Annotated in this window: 16 protein-coding genes; 10 read left to right on the top strand and 6 right to left on the bottom strand. The window is 33.2% G+C overall.

Annotation, left to right across the window (positions count from 1 at the left end; genetic code table 11):
* Positions 1 to 22: 22 nt before the first annotated feature.
* The 4 genes from arsM to D6T69_RS03675 all read left to right on the top strand — a co-directional run bounded on the left by arsM (position 23) and on the right by D6T69_RS03675 (position 4,429).
* Entirely contained in the window at positions 23 to 991 is a 969-nt protein-coding gene (gene arsM / locus D6T69_RS03685) for an arsenosugar biosynthesis arsenite methyltransferase ArsM (protein WP_125066510.1), read from the top strand.
* Between the two features lie 127 nt (positions 992 to 1,118).
* A complete protein-coding gene (locus D6T69_RS16200) occupies positions 1,119 to 1,778 on the top strand; it encodes an LD-carboxypeptidase (protein ID WP_317125305.1) in 660 nt (219 codons plus the stop codon).
* The gene (locus D6T69_RS16195) at positions 1,709 to 2,155 is read left to right on the top strand and encodes a S66 peptidase family protein (protein WP_317125304.1); all 447 of its coding nucleotides are present in this window, start codon (positions 1,709 to 1,711) and stop codon (positions 2,153 to 2,155) included. The genes D6T69_RS16200 and D6T69_RS16195 overlap by 70 nt, the downstream gene beginning before the upstream one ends.
* An 87-nt stretch (positions 2,156 to 2,242) precedes the next feature.
* Positions 2,243 to 4,429 (top strand): transglycosylase domain-containing protein, encoded by a 2,187-nt coding sequence (locus tag D6T69_RS03675; RefSeq protein WP_125066509.1) that lies wholly within the window; start codon positions 2,243 to 2,245, stop codon positions 4,427 to 4,429.
* Between the two features lie 228 nt (positions 4,430 to 4,657).
* On the opposite strand, the gene radA is transcribed toward D6T69_RS03675, so the two are convergent.
* The 4 genes from radA to panC form a co-directional block, all read right to left on the bottom strand.
* Positions 4,658 to 6,019: a DNA repair protein RadA gene (gene radA, locus D6T69_RS03670; RefSeq protein ID WP_125066508.1), complete on the bottom strand. Its 1,362-nt coding sequence runs from the start codon at positions 6,017 to 6,019 to the stop codon at positions 4,658 to 4,660.
* 35 nt (positions 6,020 to 6,054) lie between these two features.
* On the bottom strand, positions 6,055 to 7,005 hold the full coding sequence (locus D6T69_RS03665) for a lysylphosphatidylglycerol synthase transmembrane domain-containing protein (protein ID WP_240628358.1): 951 nt from the start codon (positions 7,003 to 7,005) through the stop codon (positions 6,055 to 6,057).
* Position 7,006: 1 nt separating this feature from the next.
* Positions 7,007 to 7,357, bottom strand: coding sequence for an aspartate 1-decarboxylase (gene panD / locus D6T69_RS03660; protein WP_028891458.1), 351 nt, complete (start codon positions 7,355 to 7,357; stop codon positions 7,007 to 7,009).
* Between the two features lie 96 nt (positions 7,358 to 7,453).
* Positions 7,454 to 8,305: a pantoate--beta-alanine ligase gene (panC, locus tag D6T69_RS03655; RefSeq protein ID WP_125066507.1), complete on the bottom strand. Its 852-nt coding sequence runs from the start codon at positions 8,303 to 8,305 to the stop codon at positions 7,454 to 7,456.
* A gap of 96 nt (positions 8,306 to 8,401) precedes the next feature.
* Between panC and D6T69_RS03650 the strand changes: the two genes are divergently transcribed.
* From D6T69_RS03650 to glmS, 3 genes are read left to right on the top strand one after another with little or no spacing between them, the layout of a single operon-like run.
* Complete coding sequence (locus D6T69_RS03650; RefSeq protein ID WP_125066506.1) at positions 8,402 to 9,217, top strand: glycogen/starch synthase; 816 nt, start codon at positions 8,402 to 8,404, stop codon at positions 9,215 to 9,217.
* Positions 9,217 to 10,773, top strand: a complete 1,557-nt coding sequence (locus D6T69_RS03645; protein ID WP_125066505.1) for a DUF4270 family protein — start codon at positions 9,217 to 9,219, stop codon at positions 10,771 to 10,773. Before D6T69_RS03650 ends, D6T69_RS03645 begins: the two co-directional genes overlap by 1 nt.
* Positions 10,774 to 10,779: 6 nt before the next feature.
* Positions 10,780 to 12,636: a glutamine--fructose-6-phosphate transaminase (isomerizing) gene (gene glmS, locus D6T69_RS03640; RefSeq protein ID WP_125066504.1), complete on the top strand. Its 1,857-nt coding sequence runs from the start codon at positions 10,780 to 10,782 to the stop codon at positions 12,634 to 12,636.
* Between the two features lie 52 nt (positions 12,637 to 12,688).
* Here the strand turns inward: glmS and D6T69_RS03635 are convergent, their stop codons facing one another.
* Positions 12,689 to 13,648 carry an endonuclease/exonuclease/phosphatase family protein gene (locus D6T69_RS03635; RefSeq protein WP_125066503.1) on the bottom strand — a complete coding sequence of 320 codons (960 nt, stop codon included), beginning with the start codon at positions 13,646 to 13,648 and terminating at the stop codon, positions 12,689 to 12,691.
* Positions 13,649 to 13,984: 336 nt separating this feature from the next.
* Between D6T69_RS03635 and D6T69_RS03630 the strand changes: the two genes are divergently transcribed.
* A complete protein-coding gene (locus tag D6T69_RS03630) occupies positions 13,985 to 14,314 on the top strand; it encodes a hypothetical protein (RefSeq protein WP_125066502.1) in 330 nt (109 codons plus the stop codon).
* A gap of 74 nt (positions 14,315 to 14,388) precedes the next feature.
* On the opposite strand, the gene gdhA is transcribed toward D6T69_RS03630, so the two are convergent.
* Positions 14,389 to 15,732, bottom strand: coding sequence for an NADP-specific glutamate dehydrogenase (gdhA, locus tag D6T69_RS03625; RefSeq protein ID WP_125066501.1), 1,344 nt, complete (start codon positions 15,730 to 15,732; stop codon positions 14,389 to 14,391).
* 191 nt (positions 15,733 to 15,923) lie between these two features.
* Between gdhA and pheS the strand changes: the two genes are divergently transcribed.
* The gene (gene pheS / locus D6T69_RS03620) at positions 15,924 to 16,943 is read left to right on the top strand and encodes a phenylalanine--tRNA ligase subunit alpha (RefSeq protein WP_125066500.1); all 1,020 of its coding nucleotides are present in this window, start codon (positions 15,924 to 15,926) and stop codon (positions 16,941 to 16,943) included.
* Between the two features lie 73 nt (positions 16,944 to 17,016).
* Positions 17,017 to 17,412: a hypothetical protein gene (locus tag D6T69_RS03615; protein WP_125066499.1), complete on the top strand. Its 396-nt coding sequence runs from the start codon at positions 17,017 to 17,019 to the stop codon at positions 17,410 to 17,412.
* Positions 17,413 to 17,482: the final 70 nt, after the last annotated feature.

Here is a 17,482-nt window from a genome sequence, read left to right as displayed (position 1 = left end):
AGCGGTCTTTAATCTTAAAAATATGAGTTACTTAGAAACCACCAAAGATGTATACAAAGAAGCAGCGTTAACTCCAGATGTTGGTTTATGCTGTACAACAAACCCTATTTGGGAGTTACCAGGATTAAAAATTCCTAAAATTATGCAAGAAATGAACTACGGATGTGGTTCTACTGTGCATGCTCGCGATTTAACCAACAATCCTAAAATATTATACGTAGGTGTTGGTGGCGGAATGGAATTATTACAATTTGCGTATTTCTCACGTCAGAAAAACGGGGTAATAGGAATTGATGTGGTAGATGAAATGTTGGAAGCTTCTCAAAAGAATTTTATTGAAGCTGAAGCACAAAACGATTGGTTTAAAAGTGAGTTTGTCGATTTACGAAAAGGAGACGCTTTACACTTGCCAGTAGAAGATAATTCAATTGATGTAGCTGCTCAAAACTGTTTATTCAACATTTTTAAAGCTGAAGAGTTGAAAAAAGCCATTGCTGAAATGTATCGCGTGTTAAAACCCCACGGACGTTTGGTTATGAGTGATCCTACGTGTGAGCAACCCATGAACGAAACGTTACGTAACGATGAGCGTTTGCGTGCCTTATGTTTAAGTGGTAGTTTACCAATTGCAGAATATGTAAAAATGCTGACGGATGCTGGTTTTGGAACTATTGAAATTAGAGCACGTAAACCATACAGAATTTTAGACCCTAAGAATTATCCTACGGATGAATTGATTTATATCGAATCGATTGAAGTAGCAGCGATTAAAGATCCAATGCCTGCTGATGGTCCATGTGTATTTACAGGTAAAGCTGCCATTTACTTTGGAGATGAAGACTATTTTGATGACGGAGCAGGACACACCTTATTAAAAAACCAACCGTTAGCGATTTGTGATAAAACAGCCGCAGCTTTAAAAGCGTTAGGAAGAGACGATATATTTTTCTCAGAATCTACCTATCATTACGATGGTGGTGGATGTTGTTAGACATAAACTACTTTAGTTCTGAACCTCGCTTTAGCGAGGTTTTTTATTGCAAAAAAGGTTAACTTCGCCTCCAAAAAATAAAGTTTTTTATAAACTTACAACCATAAAAACACTTTTAAAAACAACCATGATAAAACCAAAAAAATTACAAAAAGGAGATAAAGTAGCTACAATTTCTTTATCATGGGGAGGTGCTGGAGAAATACCTAATAGATATCAAATAGGAAAAAAACAGATACAAGATAATTTTGATTTAGAAGTTGTTGAAACTAGAAATGCGTTAAAACCTGCTAAATGGATTTATGAAAACCCAAAAGCAAGAGCTGAAGACTTAATGGAAGCTCTTGAGGACAAGTCTATAAAAGCAATCATTTCTAACATTGGAGGAGACGACAGCATAAGAATGCTACCTTTTATCGATTTAGATATTATTAGAAAAAACCCGAAAATTTTTATTGGTTTCTCAGATTCTACTGTAACACATTTTTGTTTTTATAAAGCGGGAGTAACATCTTTTTATGGAACTTCAACACTTGTTGGATTTGCTGAAAATAATGGAATGCATCAATACCAAATAGATGACATTAACCAAACTTTATTTTCTAATAAAATTATAGGGAAAATTAGCCCTAATACTGAAGGTTGGACATCTGAACGATTAGAATGGGAGAATCCAGAAAACCAAAATATATCAAGACAATTAACAAAACCCAATGGATGGAAGTTTTTACAGGGTACAAAAACAGTATCTGGAGAGCTATTAGGGGGGGGTGTTTTGATGTTTTAGAAACCTTAAAAGACACAAAATTATGGGTAAGCCCTTCAGATTGGAAAGGTAAAATATTGTTTTTTGAAACATCAGAAGCAATGATGCCTCCTCATTATTTTCTTTGGATTTTAAGAAACTATGTTGCTTCTGGCATTATACATAATATCAAAGGATTAATAGTTGGTAGACCATACAATAATCAATATGTAGTAGAATATGAGAAAGCATTAATTCAAGTAATTAGAGACGAAGCTGGTTTAACAGATTTACCAATAATTACAAAAATGGATTTTGGACATACTTGCCCTACTTTCACAATTCCCTACGGAATAAAAGCAGAAATAAATCCCGTAAATAAAACTTTTTCTATAATTGAAAGCGCTCTTACAAATTAAAACCAATCTCTAACCACACCTCTCTTAACCCAAACCATTATATTACACTCTTACAATTTTACCAACTAGAATTCGTTATTTTGTACAATGAAAATATTGAAAGAAATACAACTTCAACTTAAAGGAAATAAGAAATTAACTCTTTTGTTAAAATACGCTACAGGATTAATACTGTTTGGAGTTCTTTTAGTAGTAGTATTATTTTCGTTAGTATATTTTGAAGTCTTTGGGAAGCTCCCTAATAAAGAAGAATTGACATCTATCATCAATGAAGAAGCTTCTTTAATTTATTCATCCGACGAGGTAATTATTGGAAAACTATTTGCTGAAAATAGAACCAATGTTCGACTAGAACAAATTCCAAATCACCTAAAAGAAGCTTTAATAGCTACAGAAGATAAACGGTTTTACTCACATAACGGTTACGATGGTCAAAGCTATGCACGTGTTTTCTTTAGAAGTATTTTACTACAAGACGCCTCAGGTGGTGGCGGAAGCACCATTACACAACAGTTAATTAAAAACCTATACGGAAGGCAATACCATGGTTTTTTGAGCATGCCTATCAACAAAATCAAGGAACTCATCATTGCCAGTCGTATGGAGAAACTGTACAGCAAAGATGAAATCTTGTTGTTGTATTTGAACTCGGTTCCTTTTGGAGAAAACAACTTTGGAGTAGAATCGGCTGCTAATCGATTTTTTAACAAATCAGTTAGCGAATTACACATTGAGGAGTCTGCCGTACTTGTGGGAATGTTAAAAGCCAACACCTATTACAACCCAAGATTAAATCCAGAGAACGCAAAAAAACGTCGCAATACAGTTCTTCAGTTAATGAATAGCGAAGCCTATTTAAGTAATAAAGTTACCGACAGTTTACAAAAACTACCTATTACACTTAACTACAAAAACCTTGATGTAAATGCGACAGCTGGTTATTTTACCTATCAAATGAAGAAAAAAGCAGTAGAAATTGTAAAAAAAATAAATGATAGCACCAATACTTCTTATAATTTAGAAACCGACGGATTAAAAATTCATACAACACTGAATTACGATATCCAAAAAATTGCAGAAAAATCTGCTAAGGAACAACTCATCATCAAGCAACAACAATTAGACAAAGAATTAGCTTCAAACAGACTAAAAAATAGATGGTTAAAAAAGCAGCAGTTTACAGAAGACGACAAACAAAATAGAACTATTCAACTCTTTGATTGGGATAGCACAAAAACCATTACTGGTAATAAAATTGACAGTCTTTGGTATTATGATAAAATGCTAAATGCTTCTGTTTTGATTACGAATCCGAAAAACGGAGCAGTGATTAGTTGGGTGGGTGGAAATAATTTTAACACGCTTCCCTTTGACATGGTGTTATCGCACCGTCAAATAGCCTCTGCCTTTAAACCATTTTTATACGCTACAGCGCTAGAAAATGGAATTTCTCCGTGTGATTATTTTGAAAACGAAGAAAAAACCTATCCAGAATACGATAATTGGAAACCGAAAAATGCCGACCATAGCTCAACTCCTGATAAAAAAGTTGCCATGTGGTATGCGTTGATAAAGTCTATGAACATCCCTAGTGTAAACCTATATTTTAAACTAGAAAAAGAGTGGCTGATTGACACTTGTGAAAAGTTACTATTCCCAGAGATTACTGACGACACTCCTTCTATTGCTTTAGGCACACTAGATTTATCGCTATTTGAAGCCACAAGAGCTTACGGTGCCTTTACCAATAATGGTGAAATGAATGACTTGTATATGATTAGCAAGATTACCGATAAAGAAGGAAACATCATTTACGAAAGCGAAGCCCAAAAAGCCAAAAGAGTATTCACTAAAGAAAGCGCGCAAACCTTAACCACTATTTTACAACAAGCTGTTGAACAAGGAACAGGAGCTAGCATAAGAAATAGGTATAAAATTAAAAATCCACTAGCCAGTAAAACAGGAACTGCACAAGACTATACCAATGCTTGGTTTATGGCATACACACCAAATATTGTTCTCGGGACTTGGGTAGGGACCTCTAAAAATGACGTACATTTTACTAGCGGAAATGGTTCTGGTTCTTCTTTAGCACTGCCTATTGTAGCCAACATTCTAAAAGAAATAGAAAATACACCCGAACTAAAGGAAAAATACTTAAGCTCTTTTGATATACCAGAAAAAATATCTTCCTCAATCGACTGTCCCCCATACAGAGAAAAAGGAATTAAAGGATTTTTCAACAGACTTTTTGGAAAGAAAAAGGGAGAATAATTTAATGTAAACAATACAAAAATGCTGTCAGTTCGAGTATCGACCAAAGTGAGATGTATCGAGAACTATTCAATGATGTTAAAATGTCACGTCGAGTGATTCCGATACTATATCGGAATTGTATCGAGACGTCATTAGTAGGTTCTCGATACATTTTTTTCTTCTTCTCATCAGAAAAAATCACTCGAACTGACATGTTAAAAAAAGAATATTTAGTTAAATTAAAACTTAAGCAAACAACGTAGCAAAAGCCTCTTCAATCTTACTTACTAAAATCAGTTTTATAGAATGATTTTTGCTCGTAATCTTATTGTATTTTGAAGTCACAAAGGTTTTATACCCTAACTTTTCAGCTTCGGTTATTCGTTGATCTATTTTAGAAACAGGACGAATTTCGCCTGCTAAACCAACTTCAGCTGCAAAACACACATCTGGATTGATGGCTAAATCTTGGTTTGATGATAAAATCGCTGCTACCACCGCTAAATCTATTGCTGGATCGTCTACATGAATTCCACCAGTAACATTTAAAAATACATCTTTCGCTCCTAACTTGAATCCTGCACGCTTTTCTAACACCGCCAAAATCATATGCAAGCGTTTTAAGTTATATCCTGTGGTAGTTCTTTGTGGAGTTCCATAAACCGCTGTTGAAACAAGCGCTTGAATTTCTATCATTAACGGACGAATTCCTTCTAGGGTGGATGCAATTGCAGTTCCACTTAAATCAGCATCTTTTTTTGAAATTAAGATTTCTGAAGGATTAGAAACTTCTCGCAACCCATCTGATAGCATTTCGTAGATTCCTAATTCAGCAGTAGAACCAAAACGGTTTTTTTGTGAGCGTAAAATTCGGTAGGTATGATTTCGGTCTCCTTCAAATTGCAACACCACATCCACCATGTGCTCTAAAATCTTAGGACCTGCAATGTGTCCTTCTTTATTAATATGTCCAATCAATAATACAGGAGTAGCTGTTTCCTTCGCAAATTTGATGAGTTCTGCGGAAGTTTCTCGTATTTGCGAAATGCTCCCTGGTGAAGCTTCAATGGTATCCGTATGTAAAGTTTGGATAGAATCTATCACCAATACGTCAGGTTGCACCTCTTCTATATTTTTAAAAATCTGTTGTGTATTGGTTTCCGTAAGAATTAAACAGTTAGGATTTTTTCCTTCTATACGTTCAGCACGCATTTTTATCTGCGACTGACTTTCTTCCCCAGACACATACAACACTTTTTGTGGAATTTGTAAAGCGATTTGCAACAGCAACGTAGATTTCCCAATTCCTGGTTCTCCACCTAACAACACCACAGCACCTTTTACCAATCCGCCACCTAAAACAGTATCTAACTCTTGATTCTTGGTACCAAATCGCTCTTCTGGATTCAGTTGAATATCTTCAACTCGTAAAGGTTTTGCAACTCTTTTTTGTGAGTTTGATGGCGATTTCCAACTTCTTTTTTCTTCTTTTTGAATCACTTCTTCAACAATAGTGTTCCATTCTTTACACGAGCCACATTGCCCTACCCATTGCGCGTGTTGCGCGCCACAGTTTTGACAGAAAAAAGTAGTTTTGGTTTTTGCCATTCGATTTGTAAGATTTACTTACAAAGAAAAGAAATCTATTTGTTTTTATTGTAGATAGGAAGGAACAAAAACGCCAATCCACCAAAGACAATAATCATAAGTGTTTGAGCTGTCCACATAATCCAACCAAAGGCAGTTGCTGGTTCTTCTGCAATTCCAAATAATGCTAAAGCTCCAGCTACGGCAACAGGATACAATCCTATCCCTCCATTAGTCGCCGCAATCGCAAATCCACCAGCGATAAATCCGATTAAAACACCTCCTAACGGAACGTGCAATCCATCTATTGCCGGAATAGTCGCCCAAAACATCAATACATACATTAACCAAATAAATACGGTATGAAATATGAACGCCCATTTCTGTTTCATTTTCAAGATACTGGTGATTCCTTCAATTAATCCAACCACAAATTTTTTGATTTTTAATCCAATTCCAGATTGTGCTTTTTTTACAAACCTTGTAAAAATCACAAACACTAAAACCAAACCACCAGCAAGAATTCCAATTTTAATTGGATCAAAATTCTCGGTTAGTAACTCAAAAATAAAATCAAACTGTACAAAAAGTGTGATTACTATGATGCTAAGCATCATAATTAAATCTGCCATTCGTTCGGCAACGATAGTACCAAAACCTTTTTCAAACGGAATGTTTTCATAGTTAGTCATCACTGCTGCTCGAGATACTTCCCCTGCTCTTGGCACTGCATAGTTTACTAAATACGCTACTAAAACCGCCATAGTACTATTGCCAAAATCTGGTTTATACCCCATAGGCTCCAACAAAAACTTCCAGCGATAAGCACGGGATAAGTGACTTAACACCCCAAAGAACAACCCTAAAGCGATCCAACCATAATTAGCATCTTTAAAATATTGCACTAAGGTTTCAATTGAAATTTTTGACAATGAATACCAAACTAAAAAACCTCCCAAAATGAGAGGTAATAGTATTTTTGTGATTTTCTTTACTGATATACTCAAACTATTCTAGCAAGTTGTTTTCTTCGTTAGGAAATACTAATTGTGGTTTAAACTTTTTGGCTTCTTCTAACTCCATAAAAGCATATACAATTAAGATAAGTACATCTCCTTTTTGAACCCTGCGAGCTGCTGCTCCATTCAAAGTAATTTCACCACTCTTTCTTGGTCCTGGAATTGCATAGGTTTCTAAACGTTCTCCGTTATTGTTATTCACAATCTGTACACGCTCACCTTCAATAATTCCAGCAGCATCCATTAAATCTTCATCAATGGTGATACTTCCTATATAATTTAAATCCGCGTTGGTTACTTTAACACGGTGTATTTTAGATTTTACTACTTGTACTAACATGCTGCAAAAATAGTTGTTTTTTAATGAATACTAAGTTGTTTTTTGATGATTTTAACATTATTACAAACCTCATTCTTAACCCTAAACGCTAACTTTTTAATTATTCTTTAAACGAATATTATCAATTAAACGAATGTCTCCTGCAAAAACAGCTATAAAGGCACGATACTTCATGTTTTCTTTAATCTCTGTTACTGTTTGCAATGTTTTTTCATCTGCAATCGTAAAATATTCTAACTCAAATAACGGATGTTTTTTAAATTGTTTTTCTACCCATTTAGTTAGCTCTTCTGGAGCTTTTACTCCAAATTTCTTTTTTGCCTTTTTTAAAGTCTTATAAATAAATGGTGCTGCTTCTCTATGTTCTTTACTTAAACGAGTGTTTCTAGAGCTCATTGCCAGTCCATCTTCTTCTCTAAAAATTGGTCTTCCTTTTATTTTTACTGGGAGTTTGTATTTCTCAACTAGCTTTTTGATAATTTGCAATTGCTGAAAATCTTTTTTACCAAAATAAGCAGTATCTGGCTCTACTATTTCAAATAATGTTTTTACAATAGTACCCACTCCATCAAAATGACCATCTCTAAACTTTCCTTCCATTTGATATTCTAATCCATCAAAATCGAAGTTATCAGAAACTATATTTTCAGCATATATTTCCTGTACAGAAGGAAAAAATAGCACGTCACAATTAACAGACTCTAACAATGCCACATCATCCTCATATGTCTTAGGGTATTTATCTAGATCTTCTTTATTATCAAACTGTGTAGGGTTTACAAAGACGCTAACCACAGCAATATCATTCTTTTTTTTGGCTCTTTTAATAAGCGATAAATGCCCTTGATGTAGAGCTCCCATGGTCGGGACAAATCCGATTGACTTTTTATCCTTTTTTTGAGTGGATAAAAACTCTTTTATTTCGGATTTACTTGTGAAAATTTTCATTGTTATTTAATTGAAATGCATGCAAAATTAGCAATTTAACACGATTTTTGCATTAAATTTCGTATTTTTGCACCTTCAATAAAAGAGACCGATTTAATGAAGGATAAGAGAATTTTATATGTTTCATCAGAGGTAACACCATATTTACCAGAAACAGAATTATCGTCTACCGCATTTAACGTTGCTAAAAATGCACATTCTAAAGGAATTCAAACCCGTATATTCATGCCTCGATTTGGGGTGATTAATGAACGAAGGCATCAGTTACACGAAGTTATTCGTCTATCGGGTATGAACTTAATTATTAACGACATGGATATGCCTTTGATAATTAAAGTTGCTTCTATCCCTAAAGAAAGGATGCAAGTATATTTTATTGACAATGACGAATACTTTAAGCGTAAAGCTGTATACTCTGACGAAGATGATAAGTTATTTGACGATAATGATGAGCGCATGATTTTCTTCGCCAAAGGTGTTGTTGAAACTGTTAAAAAACTAAACTGGGCTCCTGATATTATTCATGTTCATGGGTGGATGGCTTCATTACTTCCTTTATATTTAAGAGAATTTTATAAAGAAGAACCATTGTTTGCTGAAAGTAAGATTGTAACTTCGCTTTACAATAGTGATATTGAGGACTTGAATAAAGAATTAGCTAACAAAGTTCGTTTTGATAAAATTGAAGATTCTAAAGTAGCTACAATCGAAACACCAAGTCATATTAATATTTTAAAGAGTGCTATTGAAAATTCAGATGCTATTATAAAAGGTAGCGAAGTTTTACCTGAAGAAATTGAAACTTTTATTGAAGAAAGCAATGTAAAAGTTTTAGACTTCCAATCTGAGGAAACTTTAACTGAATCATATTTAGAATTTTATAAAGAGAACGTTTTAGAATTAAGCGAATAATGATTAGAAAAATTGGTGTACTTGGTATTAGCTTGCTATGTTTAGCAGCTATTACATCTTGTGAAAAAGACTTTAGTGAAGTTGGAACAAACGTTATTAATAACGATAAATTCGAAACAGGAGAAATCTTATTAGATGTTAAAATAACCCCAATAGATGTAGAAAGCGTACAAGCTGATAATATTAACGCTACTATTAGTGATTATTGGCTTGGGGTATATAATGACCCTAATGCTGAAAAAATTGAAGCTTCAATAATTTCTCAGCTTAGCTACATATCTGGGCTGAAAAACAAAGAAAATGTTATTGATGGCGATTCTATTTTCAATTTAGATAAAGTTATTTTAAAAATTCCATACCAAGCTACCTCTACAGGTACTAATGATGGAATTACTAGTTTTAGGTTAGATTCTATTTTAGGCAATCCTGATATTGCAACTAATGTTCAGGTGTTTCAAAATGAAACATATTTAAACACATTAGACCCTAGTGATCCCTCTAAGAAAAACACGTTCTTTTCTGATGATGAATATTTAGGAAATAATATATTAAGTGAAGGAGGTATTTATGAGTTAAAACCTAAGGCTACTGATACTACTTTTATTTTTGACAGAATTGACAGATCCTCTTCATTAACAAGTACAACTACCTATAAAGATACTGTTAGAGCTATAAACTCACAAAAGCTTAAGGTTCCATTTTTAGCAATTCCTTTGGATATAACAAAAATGAAAGCATTATTTTGGGATAAATTTCATAGTGGAGAATTTGCATCTAAAGAGGCTTTTGACAATTATTTTAGAGGAATTAAAGTAATTGCAACAGGAAGTGATGGGTCTTTAGTTCCATTAAACTTAGCTTCTTCACCTACTCCATCTGTAGATTTTCACTATACTATATCTGAAGTAGATGGTACTACAGTAAAAGATACACTTCAAAAAAAGTACTCTTTCCCTCTTTCTGGTATAAGAAATAGTCATTACAAAATGACTCCTGCTACAAATCCAGCACCTACTAATAACTTTGTTATTCAAGGAACAGCAGGGAGTATGGCAAAAGTTGAAATTTTAGACGACACAAAAGTTCAAGAGTTAAAAAGTAATAATTGGTTAATCAATGATGCATCTCTTACTTTTTATATAAATCAAGCAATCAACAACGATTCTAACATTATTCCTCAGCAGTTATTCTTATATCAAAATAAAGAAAACGAAACAGGAGGTGTTTCACCTACTCAGTTAACTGATGCTTATGTTGACCCTACTTCTTTTGGGGGGCTTTTAGAGAAAACCGATGATGATAACCCCGAAAAATATACGTTTAGGATTACCGATTATATTTCCAAACTATTATCCGGAGAAGAAAACACAACTATTGATCCTTTAGTTTTAAAAGCATACAACCCTACAGATGCTCCTGTTAATAATAATATTTTAACAACTTCTGTTAAATCTTATAACTGGAACCCTAGAGCTGTGACGCTATTAAATGGCGATGAAGCTGCTAACGGAACCAAAAGAGCCGTTTTAAAAATATCATATTCAAAAGAAAAATAAGTTGTTATGTGTGGAATCACAGGATATATTGGACACAGAGATGCTTATCCGATTGTAATTAATGGACTAAAGCGTTTAGAATATAGAGGTTATGATAGTGCCGGTATCATGATGTATGATGGTGAAACAATGCATCTATCAAAAACCAAAGGAAAGGTTTCTGACTTAGAAGTAATTACAAACAAAGAAGAGGAAAGAAAAAAAGGACAAATAGGTATTGGGCACACTCGTTGGGCAACTCATGGCGTTCCTAACGATGTAAACTCTCACCCTCATTTTTCTCAATCTGGCAACCTTGTGATTGTTCACAATGGAATTATAGAAAATTATGATACCATTAAGAAAGAGTTAACCTCTAGAGGCTATGAATTTAAAAGTGACACAGATACAGAGGTTTTAATAAACCTTATTGAAGAAATTAAAAAAAGTGAGGAATGTAAATTAGGAAAAGCTGTTCAATTAGCTTTAACTAATGTAATTGGAGCTTATGCAATTGCTGTTTTTGACAAAACAAAACCTAATGAATTAGTCGTAGCTCGATTGGGTAGCCCAATTGCTATCGGAGTTGGAAAAAACAACGAAGAGTTTTTCGTAGCTTCTGATGCTTCTCCTTTTATTGAGTATACAAAAGATGCTATTTACCTTGAAGATGGTGAATTAGCTATTATAAAAAAGGACAAAGGAATTAAAGTTCGTAAAATTGAGAATGATAAAGAAATTGATGCGAACATTCAAAAACTACAATTAAGCCTTGAACAAATAGAAAAAGGTGGTTACGATCACTTTATGCTAAAAGAAATATACGAACAACCTAAAGCTATTATAGATACTTATAGAGGTAGAATGCTAGCTAATGAGGGGATTATAAAAATGGCTGGTGTTGATGATAATATGTCTAAATTCTTAAACGCTGACAGAATTATTATCGTAGCATGTGGTACTTCTTGGCATGCAGGTCTAGTTGGAGAATATCTTTTTGAAGATATGGCTCGTATTCCTGTTGAAGTAGAATATGCTTCAGAGTTTAGATATCGTAATCCAATTATAACTCCAAAAGATGTAGTAATTGCCATTTCTCAATCTGGAGAAACAGCCGATACTTTAGCTGCCATTAAGTTAGCTAAATCTAAAGGTGCTTTTGTTTTTGGAGTGTGTAATGTTGTAGGTTCTTCTATTGCAAGAGAAACACATGCTGGTGCATACACGCATGCCGGACCAGAAATTGGAGTAGCATCAACTAAAGCATTCACAACACAAATAACAGTACTTTCACTAATTGCTTTAAAACTAGCACAAGCTAAAGGAACTTTATCAACATCTGCAGTAAATACTTATTTACAAACGATGCAACAAATTCCTGCTCAGGTAGAAAGTTTATTGAAAATTGATGCCCAAGTTAAAGAAATAGCAGCCGTATATAAAGACGCTAAAAACTGTTTGTACTTAGGTAGAGGATTTAATTTCCCTGTTGCCTTAGAAGGTGCTTTAAAATTAAAAGAAATTTCTTATATCCATGCTGAGGGCTATCCTGCTGCTGAGATGAAACACGGACCAATTGCCTTAATTGATGAAAACATGCCTGTTTTTGTAATTGCAACAAGCAGAGGACATTACGAAAAGGTGGTAAGTAACATTCAAGAAATTAAATCTCGTAGTGGAAAAATAGTAGCAGTTGTTACGGAAGGGGATGAAACTGTTAAGGAAATAGCTGATCATGTAATCGAAATTCCAGATACAGAAGAAGCTTTCTCTCCTTTATTAACAACAATACCATTTCAACTACTGTCATATCATATAGCGGTAATGTTAGGTAAAAATGTTGATCAACCAAGAAATTTAGCTAAATCGGTTACTGTTGAATAACAATCGATTTTATTTAAAATATAAATCCTGAGAAAATTTTTCTCAGGATTTTTTATTTATCTTTTTCAAGAGTAATATAAACAGGAAAATGATCTGAAAAACCACCCTTATAAAAAGGTCCTATAAAAGTTCTAAACGGACTTCCCTCATATTTTCCATTGTATATTTTCAACCAATCTCTATTATAAATCTTTGCATTTAAAAAAGTATGCTTACTTTTTTCCGTGTCAAAAAAATCTCTAGAAAACATAATCTGATCAAATAAATGCCATTCTTTGAAATGAGTGGTTGTTCCTTTACCTCTTTCATATAAAGACTTCATTGGGTTATACAAGTCATCTGACACTAGGTACTCTTCAACACTTTTATTTACGGGGTTATCATTAAAATCTCCCATAATAATAAATTTTGCAGCACTTTCTTCTTCTTTAATCTTATCCATAACACTTCGAGTCAATTGCGCTGCTTTTATTCTATTGTTTTCAGTTTCAGACACTCCTTCTCTACGTGAAGGCCAATGATTAATTAAAACATGTATCTTTTCATTATTAAGTACTCCTTTAACCACTAACAAATCACGCGTATAATCTACACCCCCTTCTTCATCGGTTAATAAAAGTGAATGTGTTTCTGAAAATAGTACCTCAAAAAAATCTTTGTTGTACATCAAAGCAACATCAATACCTCTTTCATCAGGAGAATCGTAGTGAACATAATCATAATTGAAATTTGATAAATTTTTATGCTTTACTAAATCTTTTACAACTTTGGCATTTTCAACCTCTACTAAACCAACTATAATGGGTGGATGTGCGGATTGACTACTTCCCAACTGACTAATAACAGATGTTATTTTTCTCAGTTTATGACCATATTTTTTCCTATTCCATCTTAATTTACCATTTGGTGTAAAATCATCATCATAAGTATTTGGATTATCTACAGTATCGAATAAATTTTCAACATTATAAAAAGCAATCGTATATCTGTTTTTTCTCTTATTTGCTGTCATTTAAAAAAAATTATCTCTCGAAAATACAAAAATCAAAGAAGCTCTATAACATAAAGCTAACCTTAATTGTTAAGGTATTCGATAAAGTTTTAAAAACAACCTTATAGATTTTAATAAAAATTACTGAACTATTTAAAATTCATCAAAAAAGAAACGCAAAAAAAGGGATATTTTCAATATTAATTATATGTAAAACAGTTATAAGGCGCTTATTTATTTTACTTTAAAACAATATTTTATTAATCGTCAACACTTCATTAAAAACCTCATTTACAATACTTTTACATCGTTAAATTTTAACAAACAAACTTAAAACAAACCCTAAAACTCTAAAAAATGAAAAAGTTATTTGTATTAATGTTCGTCACTCTAATGAGTACTTCAGTTTTTTCAACAAACGAAAACCCTGCAAAAGAGCAAATTAGAACAAAAATAGTTGAACTATTAGGTAACCCTAACTTTGTTCTAGATAAAGAAGTAAAAACTACCGTAGAATTTTTAATAAACAAAAACGGAGAAATCGTTATTTTGAATGTTAACTGTGATACTGAACAAGTTTGTCACTATGTAAAAAGTAGATTAAATTATAAACTTATAACTAAGGAATTAACGGTGAAGAACCATATCTATAAAATGCCTTTAACTATAGAAAAAAGTAGTAAGTAATTACTTACCGATTATCCCCTAATAAAAAAAGCCTCATAGAGTTTCTATGAGGCTTTAATGTTATTATCTGTAAATTATACTGCTCCTTGATCAAGCATTGCATCAGCAACCTTAACAAAACCAGCAATATTTGCTCCTTTTACATAATCAACATATCCACCTTCTTGTGTACCATACTTTACACAAGCTTCGTGAATATTATTCATAATAGAATGTAACTTATTATCTACTTCTTCACGAGTCCAAGATAAACGTAAAGAGTTTTGAGACATTTCTAACCCAGATGTTGCTACACCTCCTGCATTTGAAGCTTTTCCTGGTGCAAATAAGATTTTTGCATTTTGGAATACTTCAATAGCCTCTGGAGTAGATGGCATGTTTGCTCCTTCAGCAACACAAATACATCCATTATCAACTAATGCTTTTGCTTCTTCTCCATTTAACTCATTTTGAGTTGCACATGGTAAAGCTACATCACACTTAGTTCCCCAAGGCCTTTCACCTTTAAAGAATTTTGCTGATGGATATTTTTCTACGTATTCATGGATTCTTCCACGTTTTACATTCTTTAACTCTTGTACAAAAGCTAATTTTTCAGCATCAATACCATCTTCATCATAGATATAACCTGATGAATCAGATAAAGTAACCACTTTAGCTCCTAATTGAGTTGCTTTTTCAGTAGCATATTGTGCTACGTTACCAGAACCAGAAACAACTACAGTTTTACCCTCGAAAGAATCTCCTTTGGTTTTTAACATATTTTCTGCAAAGTAAACATCTCCATAACCTGTAGCTTCAGGACGGATTAATGAACCTCCCCAAGAAGCTCCTTTACCAGTTAATACTCCGGTAAACTCGTTACGTAAACGCTTGTATTGACCAAACATGTAACCAATTTCACGACCTCCAACACCAATATCTCCAGCAGGAACATCAGTATCAGGACCAATATGACGTGCTAATTCTGTCATAAATGATTGACAAAAAGCCATTACTTCACGGTCAGACTTTCCTTTAGGATTAAAGTCAGATCCTCCTTTACCACCACCCATTGGTAAGGTTGTTAATGAGTTTTTGAAAACTTGCTCAAATCCTAAAAATTTTAAGATTGATAAGTTTACTGAAGGATGAAAACGTAACCCTCCTTTATAAGGACCAATTGCTGAGTTAAACTCAACTCTATACCCTCTGTTCACTTGAGTTTCTCCGTTATCATCAACCCATGGTACTCTAAACATAATAGTACGTTCAGGTTCAACCATACGCTCTAGTAATTTCTTACCTTGATATTTTGGATTATTTTCTATAAACGGAATTACTGTTTCTGCTACCTCATGTACAGCTTGCAAAAACTCTGGTTCATATGCATTACGTTCTTTTACGTAATCCATAAATGCTTGTATCTTAGATTCCATAAACTTAGTTGTTGTTCTGTTATTTTATAATATTAACAATTTTACTATGCAAATATAATTATTTTACTATTCGTTAATTTCTATTTTTCTGTTTATTTCCCTTATTTTATTGGTGTTTTTGCAAACACTATCAAAAGTCCTTTTTTTTACACAAAAAAACGTAAATTTGCACCTTAACTTTTGGAAAGATTATGTTAGACAAGGTAAAAGAATTGATTGGAGAGGTAAATGCTTTTAATGCCACTTCAAAAGAAGAAATTGAAACATTTAGAATTAAGTATTTAGGAAGCAAAGGAATATTAAAAGATTTATTTGCTGAATTTAAAAATGTACCTAACGACCAAAAGAAAGAATTTGGGCAAACCATTAATTTGCTTAAAAATTCTGCTGAAGAAAAAGTAAACATGTTAAAAGAAGCTATAGAAAATGCTGTTGAAGAAAAAGGTGTTTATGGCGATTTAACGCGTCCATCTGAACCAATTAATTTAGGTTCTCGTCACCCGATTTCTTTAGTAAAGAATCAAATTATCGAAGTATTTAACCGTATTGGTTTTACCGTTTCTGAAGGACCAGAAATTGAAGATGATTGGCATAACTTTACTGCTTTAAACTTACCAGCATATCATCCAGCGCGTGATATGCAAGATACTTTCTTCATTGAAAAGAACCCTGACACGTTATTAAGAACACATACCTCATCGGTACAAGTACGTTATATGGAAAACAACGAACCTCCAATTCGTACAATTTCTCCAGGACGTGTATTTAGAAACGAAGATATTTCAGCACGTGCACACTGTATTTTCCACCAAGTAGAAGGATTATATATTGATACTGATGTTTCGTTTGCCGATTTAAAGCAAACCTTATTATACTTTACCAAAGAAATGTTTGGTAAATCTAAAATACGTTTACGCCCGTCATACTTCCCATTTACTGAGCCAAGTGCCGAAGTAGATATTTACTGGGGATTAGAAACTGAAACCGATTACAGAATTACCAAAGGTACAGGTTGGTTAGAAATTATGGGATGCGGTATGGTAGACCCAAATGTATTAAAGAACTGTAATATCGACCCTACAAAATATAGCGGTTATGCTTTCGGAATGGGTATCGAGCGTATTGCAATGTTGTTATACCAAATTCCAGATATCCGTATGTTCTACGAAAATGACAAACGTTTCTTAGAGCAGTTTAAATCTGTAATTTAATTTTAAAGATAAATTCAAAAAAATAAAAGACGAAAGCGTTAAACTTTCGTCTTTCCATTTTAAAAAGTTTTCAATGAGAAAAGATATTGAAATTCCTAAAGTAACTGGCGTAGAAATCGCTGTAGTTTTAGAAACCAATGAAATTGACAACAAAGAAGATTGGAATGTGTACATTCTAAATAAAAAGGATGTCGATTTAGAAATGGTAGTTATTGTTTCTCAAGGATTCTCAGACACTAAAACTACTTCTGTTTTCCGTAGAAAAATAGATAAACTACCTGCAAATAGTTATCAAAAGTTTGAGCTAATGCAACCTGAGCTATTTGATTTAGACAACCGTTTTCAGGTAACATTTTTTGAAGACAAAAGACTACATGATAAAACTTTTATTTTTCAAGCAGAGACAATTCAAGAAGGTTTTTTAAGAGATATAGAATTCTTAGGAAAAAGAGGAATCGTTTGTAAATAAAAAACGAACCTAATAAAATTTACAAAAGAACGATAGTTGTTAATTCACAACTATCGTTCTTTTTTTATAC

The sequence above is a fragment of the Tenacibaculum singaporense genome, assembly GCF_003867015.1.
Classification (GTDB): domain Bacteria; phylum Bacteroidota; class Bacteroidia; order Flavobacteriales; family Flavobacteriaceae; genus Polaribacter; species Polaribacter singaporensis.
The sequence above is the reverse complement of the archived record's forward strand: the minus strand, read 5'-3'. Positions and strand labels throughout refer to the sequence as shown.

Excerpts from the sequence above, each read along its gene's own strand:
- arsM (WP_125066510.1), top strand. The coding sequence starts at position 23 with ATGAGTTACTTAGAAACCACCAAAGATGTATACAAAGAAGCAGCGTTA.
- D6T69_RS16200 (WP_317125305.1), top strand. The coding sequence starts at position 1,119 with ATGATAAAACCAAAAAAATTACAAAAAGGAGATAAAGTAGCTACAATT.
- D6T69_RS16195 (WP_317125304.1), top strand. The coding sequence starts at position 1,709 with ATGGAAGTTTTTACAGGGTACAAAAACAGTATCTGGAGAGCTATTAGG.
- D6T69_RS03675 (WP_125066509.1), top strand. The coding sequence starts at position 2,243 with ATGAAAATATTGAAAGAAATACAACTTCAACTTAAAGGAAATAAGAAA.
- radA (WP_125066508.1), bottom strand. The coding sequence starts at position 6,019 with ATGGCAAAAACCAAAACTACTTTTTTCTGTCAAAACTGTGGCGCGCAA.
- panD (WP_028891458.1), bottom strand. The coding sequence starts at position 7,357 with ATGTTAGTACAAGTAGTAAAATCTAAAATACACCGTGTTAAAGTAACC.
- panC (WP_125066507.1), bottom strand. The coding sequence starts at position 8,305 with ATGAAAATTTTCACAAGTAAATCCGAAATAAAAGAGTTTTTATCCACT.
- D6T69_RS03650 (WP_125066506.1), top strand. The coding sequence starts at position 8,402 with ATGAAGGATAAGAGAATTTTATATGTTTCATCAGAGGTAACACCATAT.
- D6T69_RS03645 (WP_125066505.1), top strand. The coding sequence starts at position 9,217 with ATGATTAGAAAAATTGGTGTACTTGGTATTAGCTTGCTATGTTTAGCA.
- glmS (WP_125066504.1), top strand. The coding sequence starts at position 10,780 with ATGTGTGGAATCACAGGATATATTGGACACAGAGATGCTTATCCGATT.
- D6T69_RS03635 (WP_125066503.1), bottom strand. The coding sequence starts at position 13,648 with ATGACAGCAAATAAGAGAAAAAACAGATATACGATTGCTTTTTATAAT.
- D6T69_RS03630 (WP_125066502.1), top strand. The coding sequence starts at position 13,985 with ATGAAAAAGTTATTTGTATTAATGTTCGTCACTCTAATGAGTACTTCA.
- gdhA (WP_125066501.1), bottom strand. The coding sequence starts at position 15,732 with ATGGAATCTAAGATACAAGCATTTATGGATTACGTAAAAGAACGTAAT.
- pheS (WP_125066500.1), top strand. The coding sequence starts at position 15,924 with ATGTTAGACAAGGTAAAAGAATTGATTGGAGAGGTAAATGCTTTTAAT.
- D6T69_RS03615 (WP_125066499.1), top strand. The coding sequence starts at position 17,017 with ATGAGAAAAGATATTGAAATTCCTAAAGTAACTGGCGTAGAAATCGCT.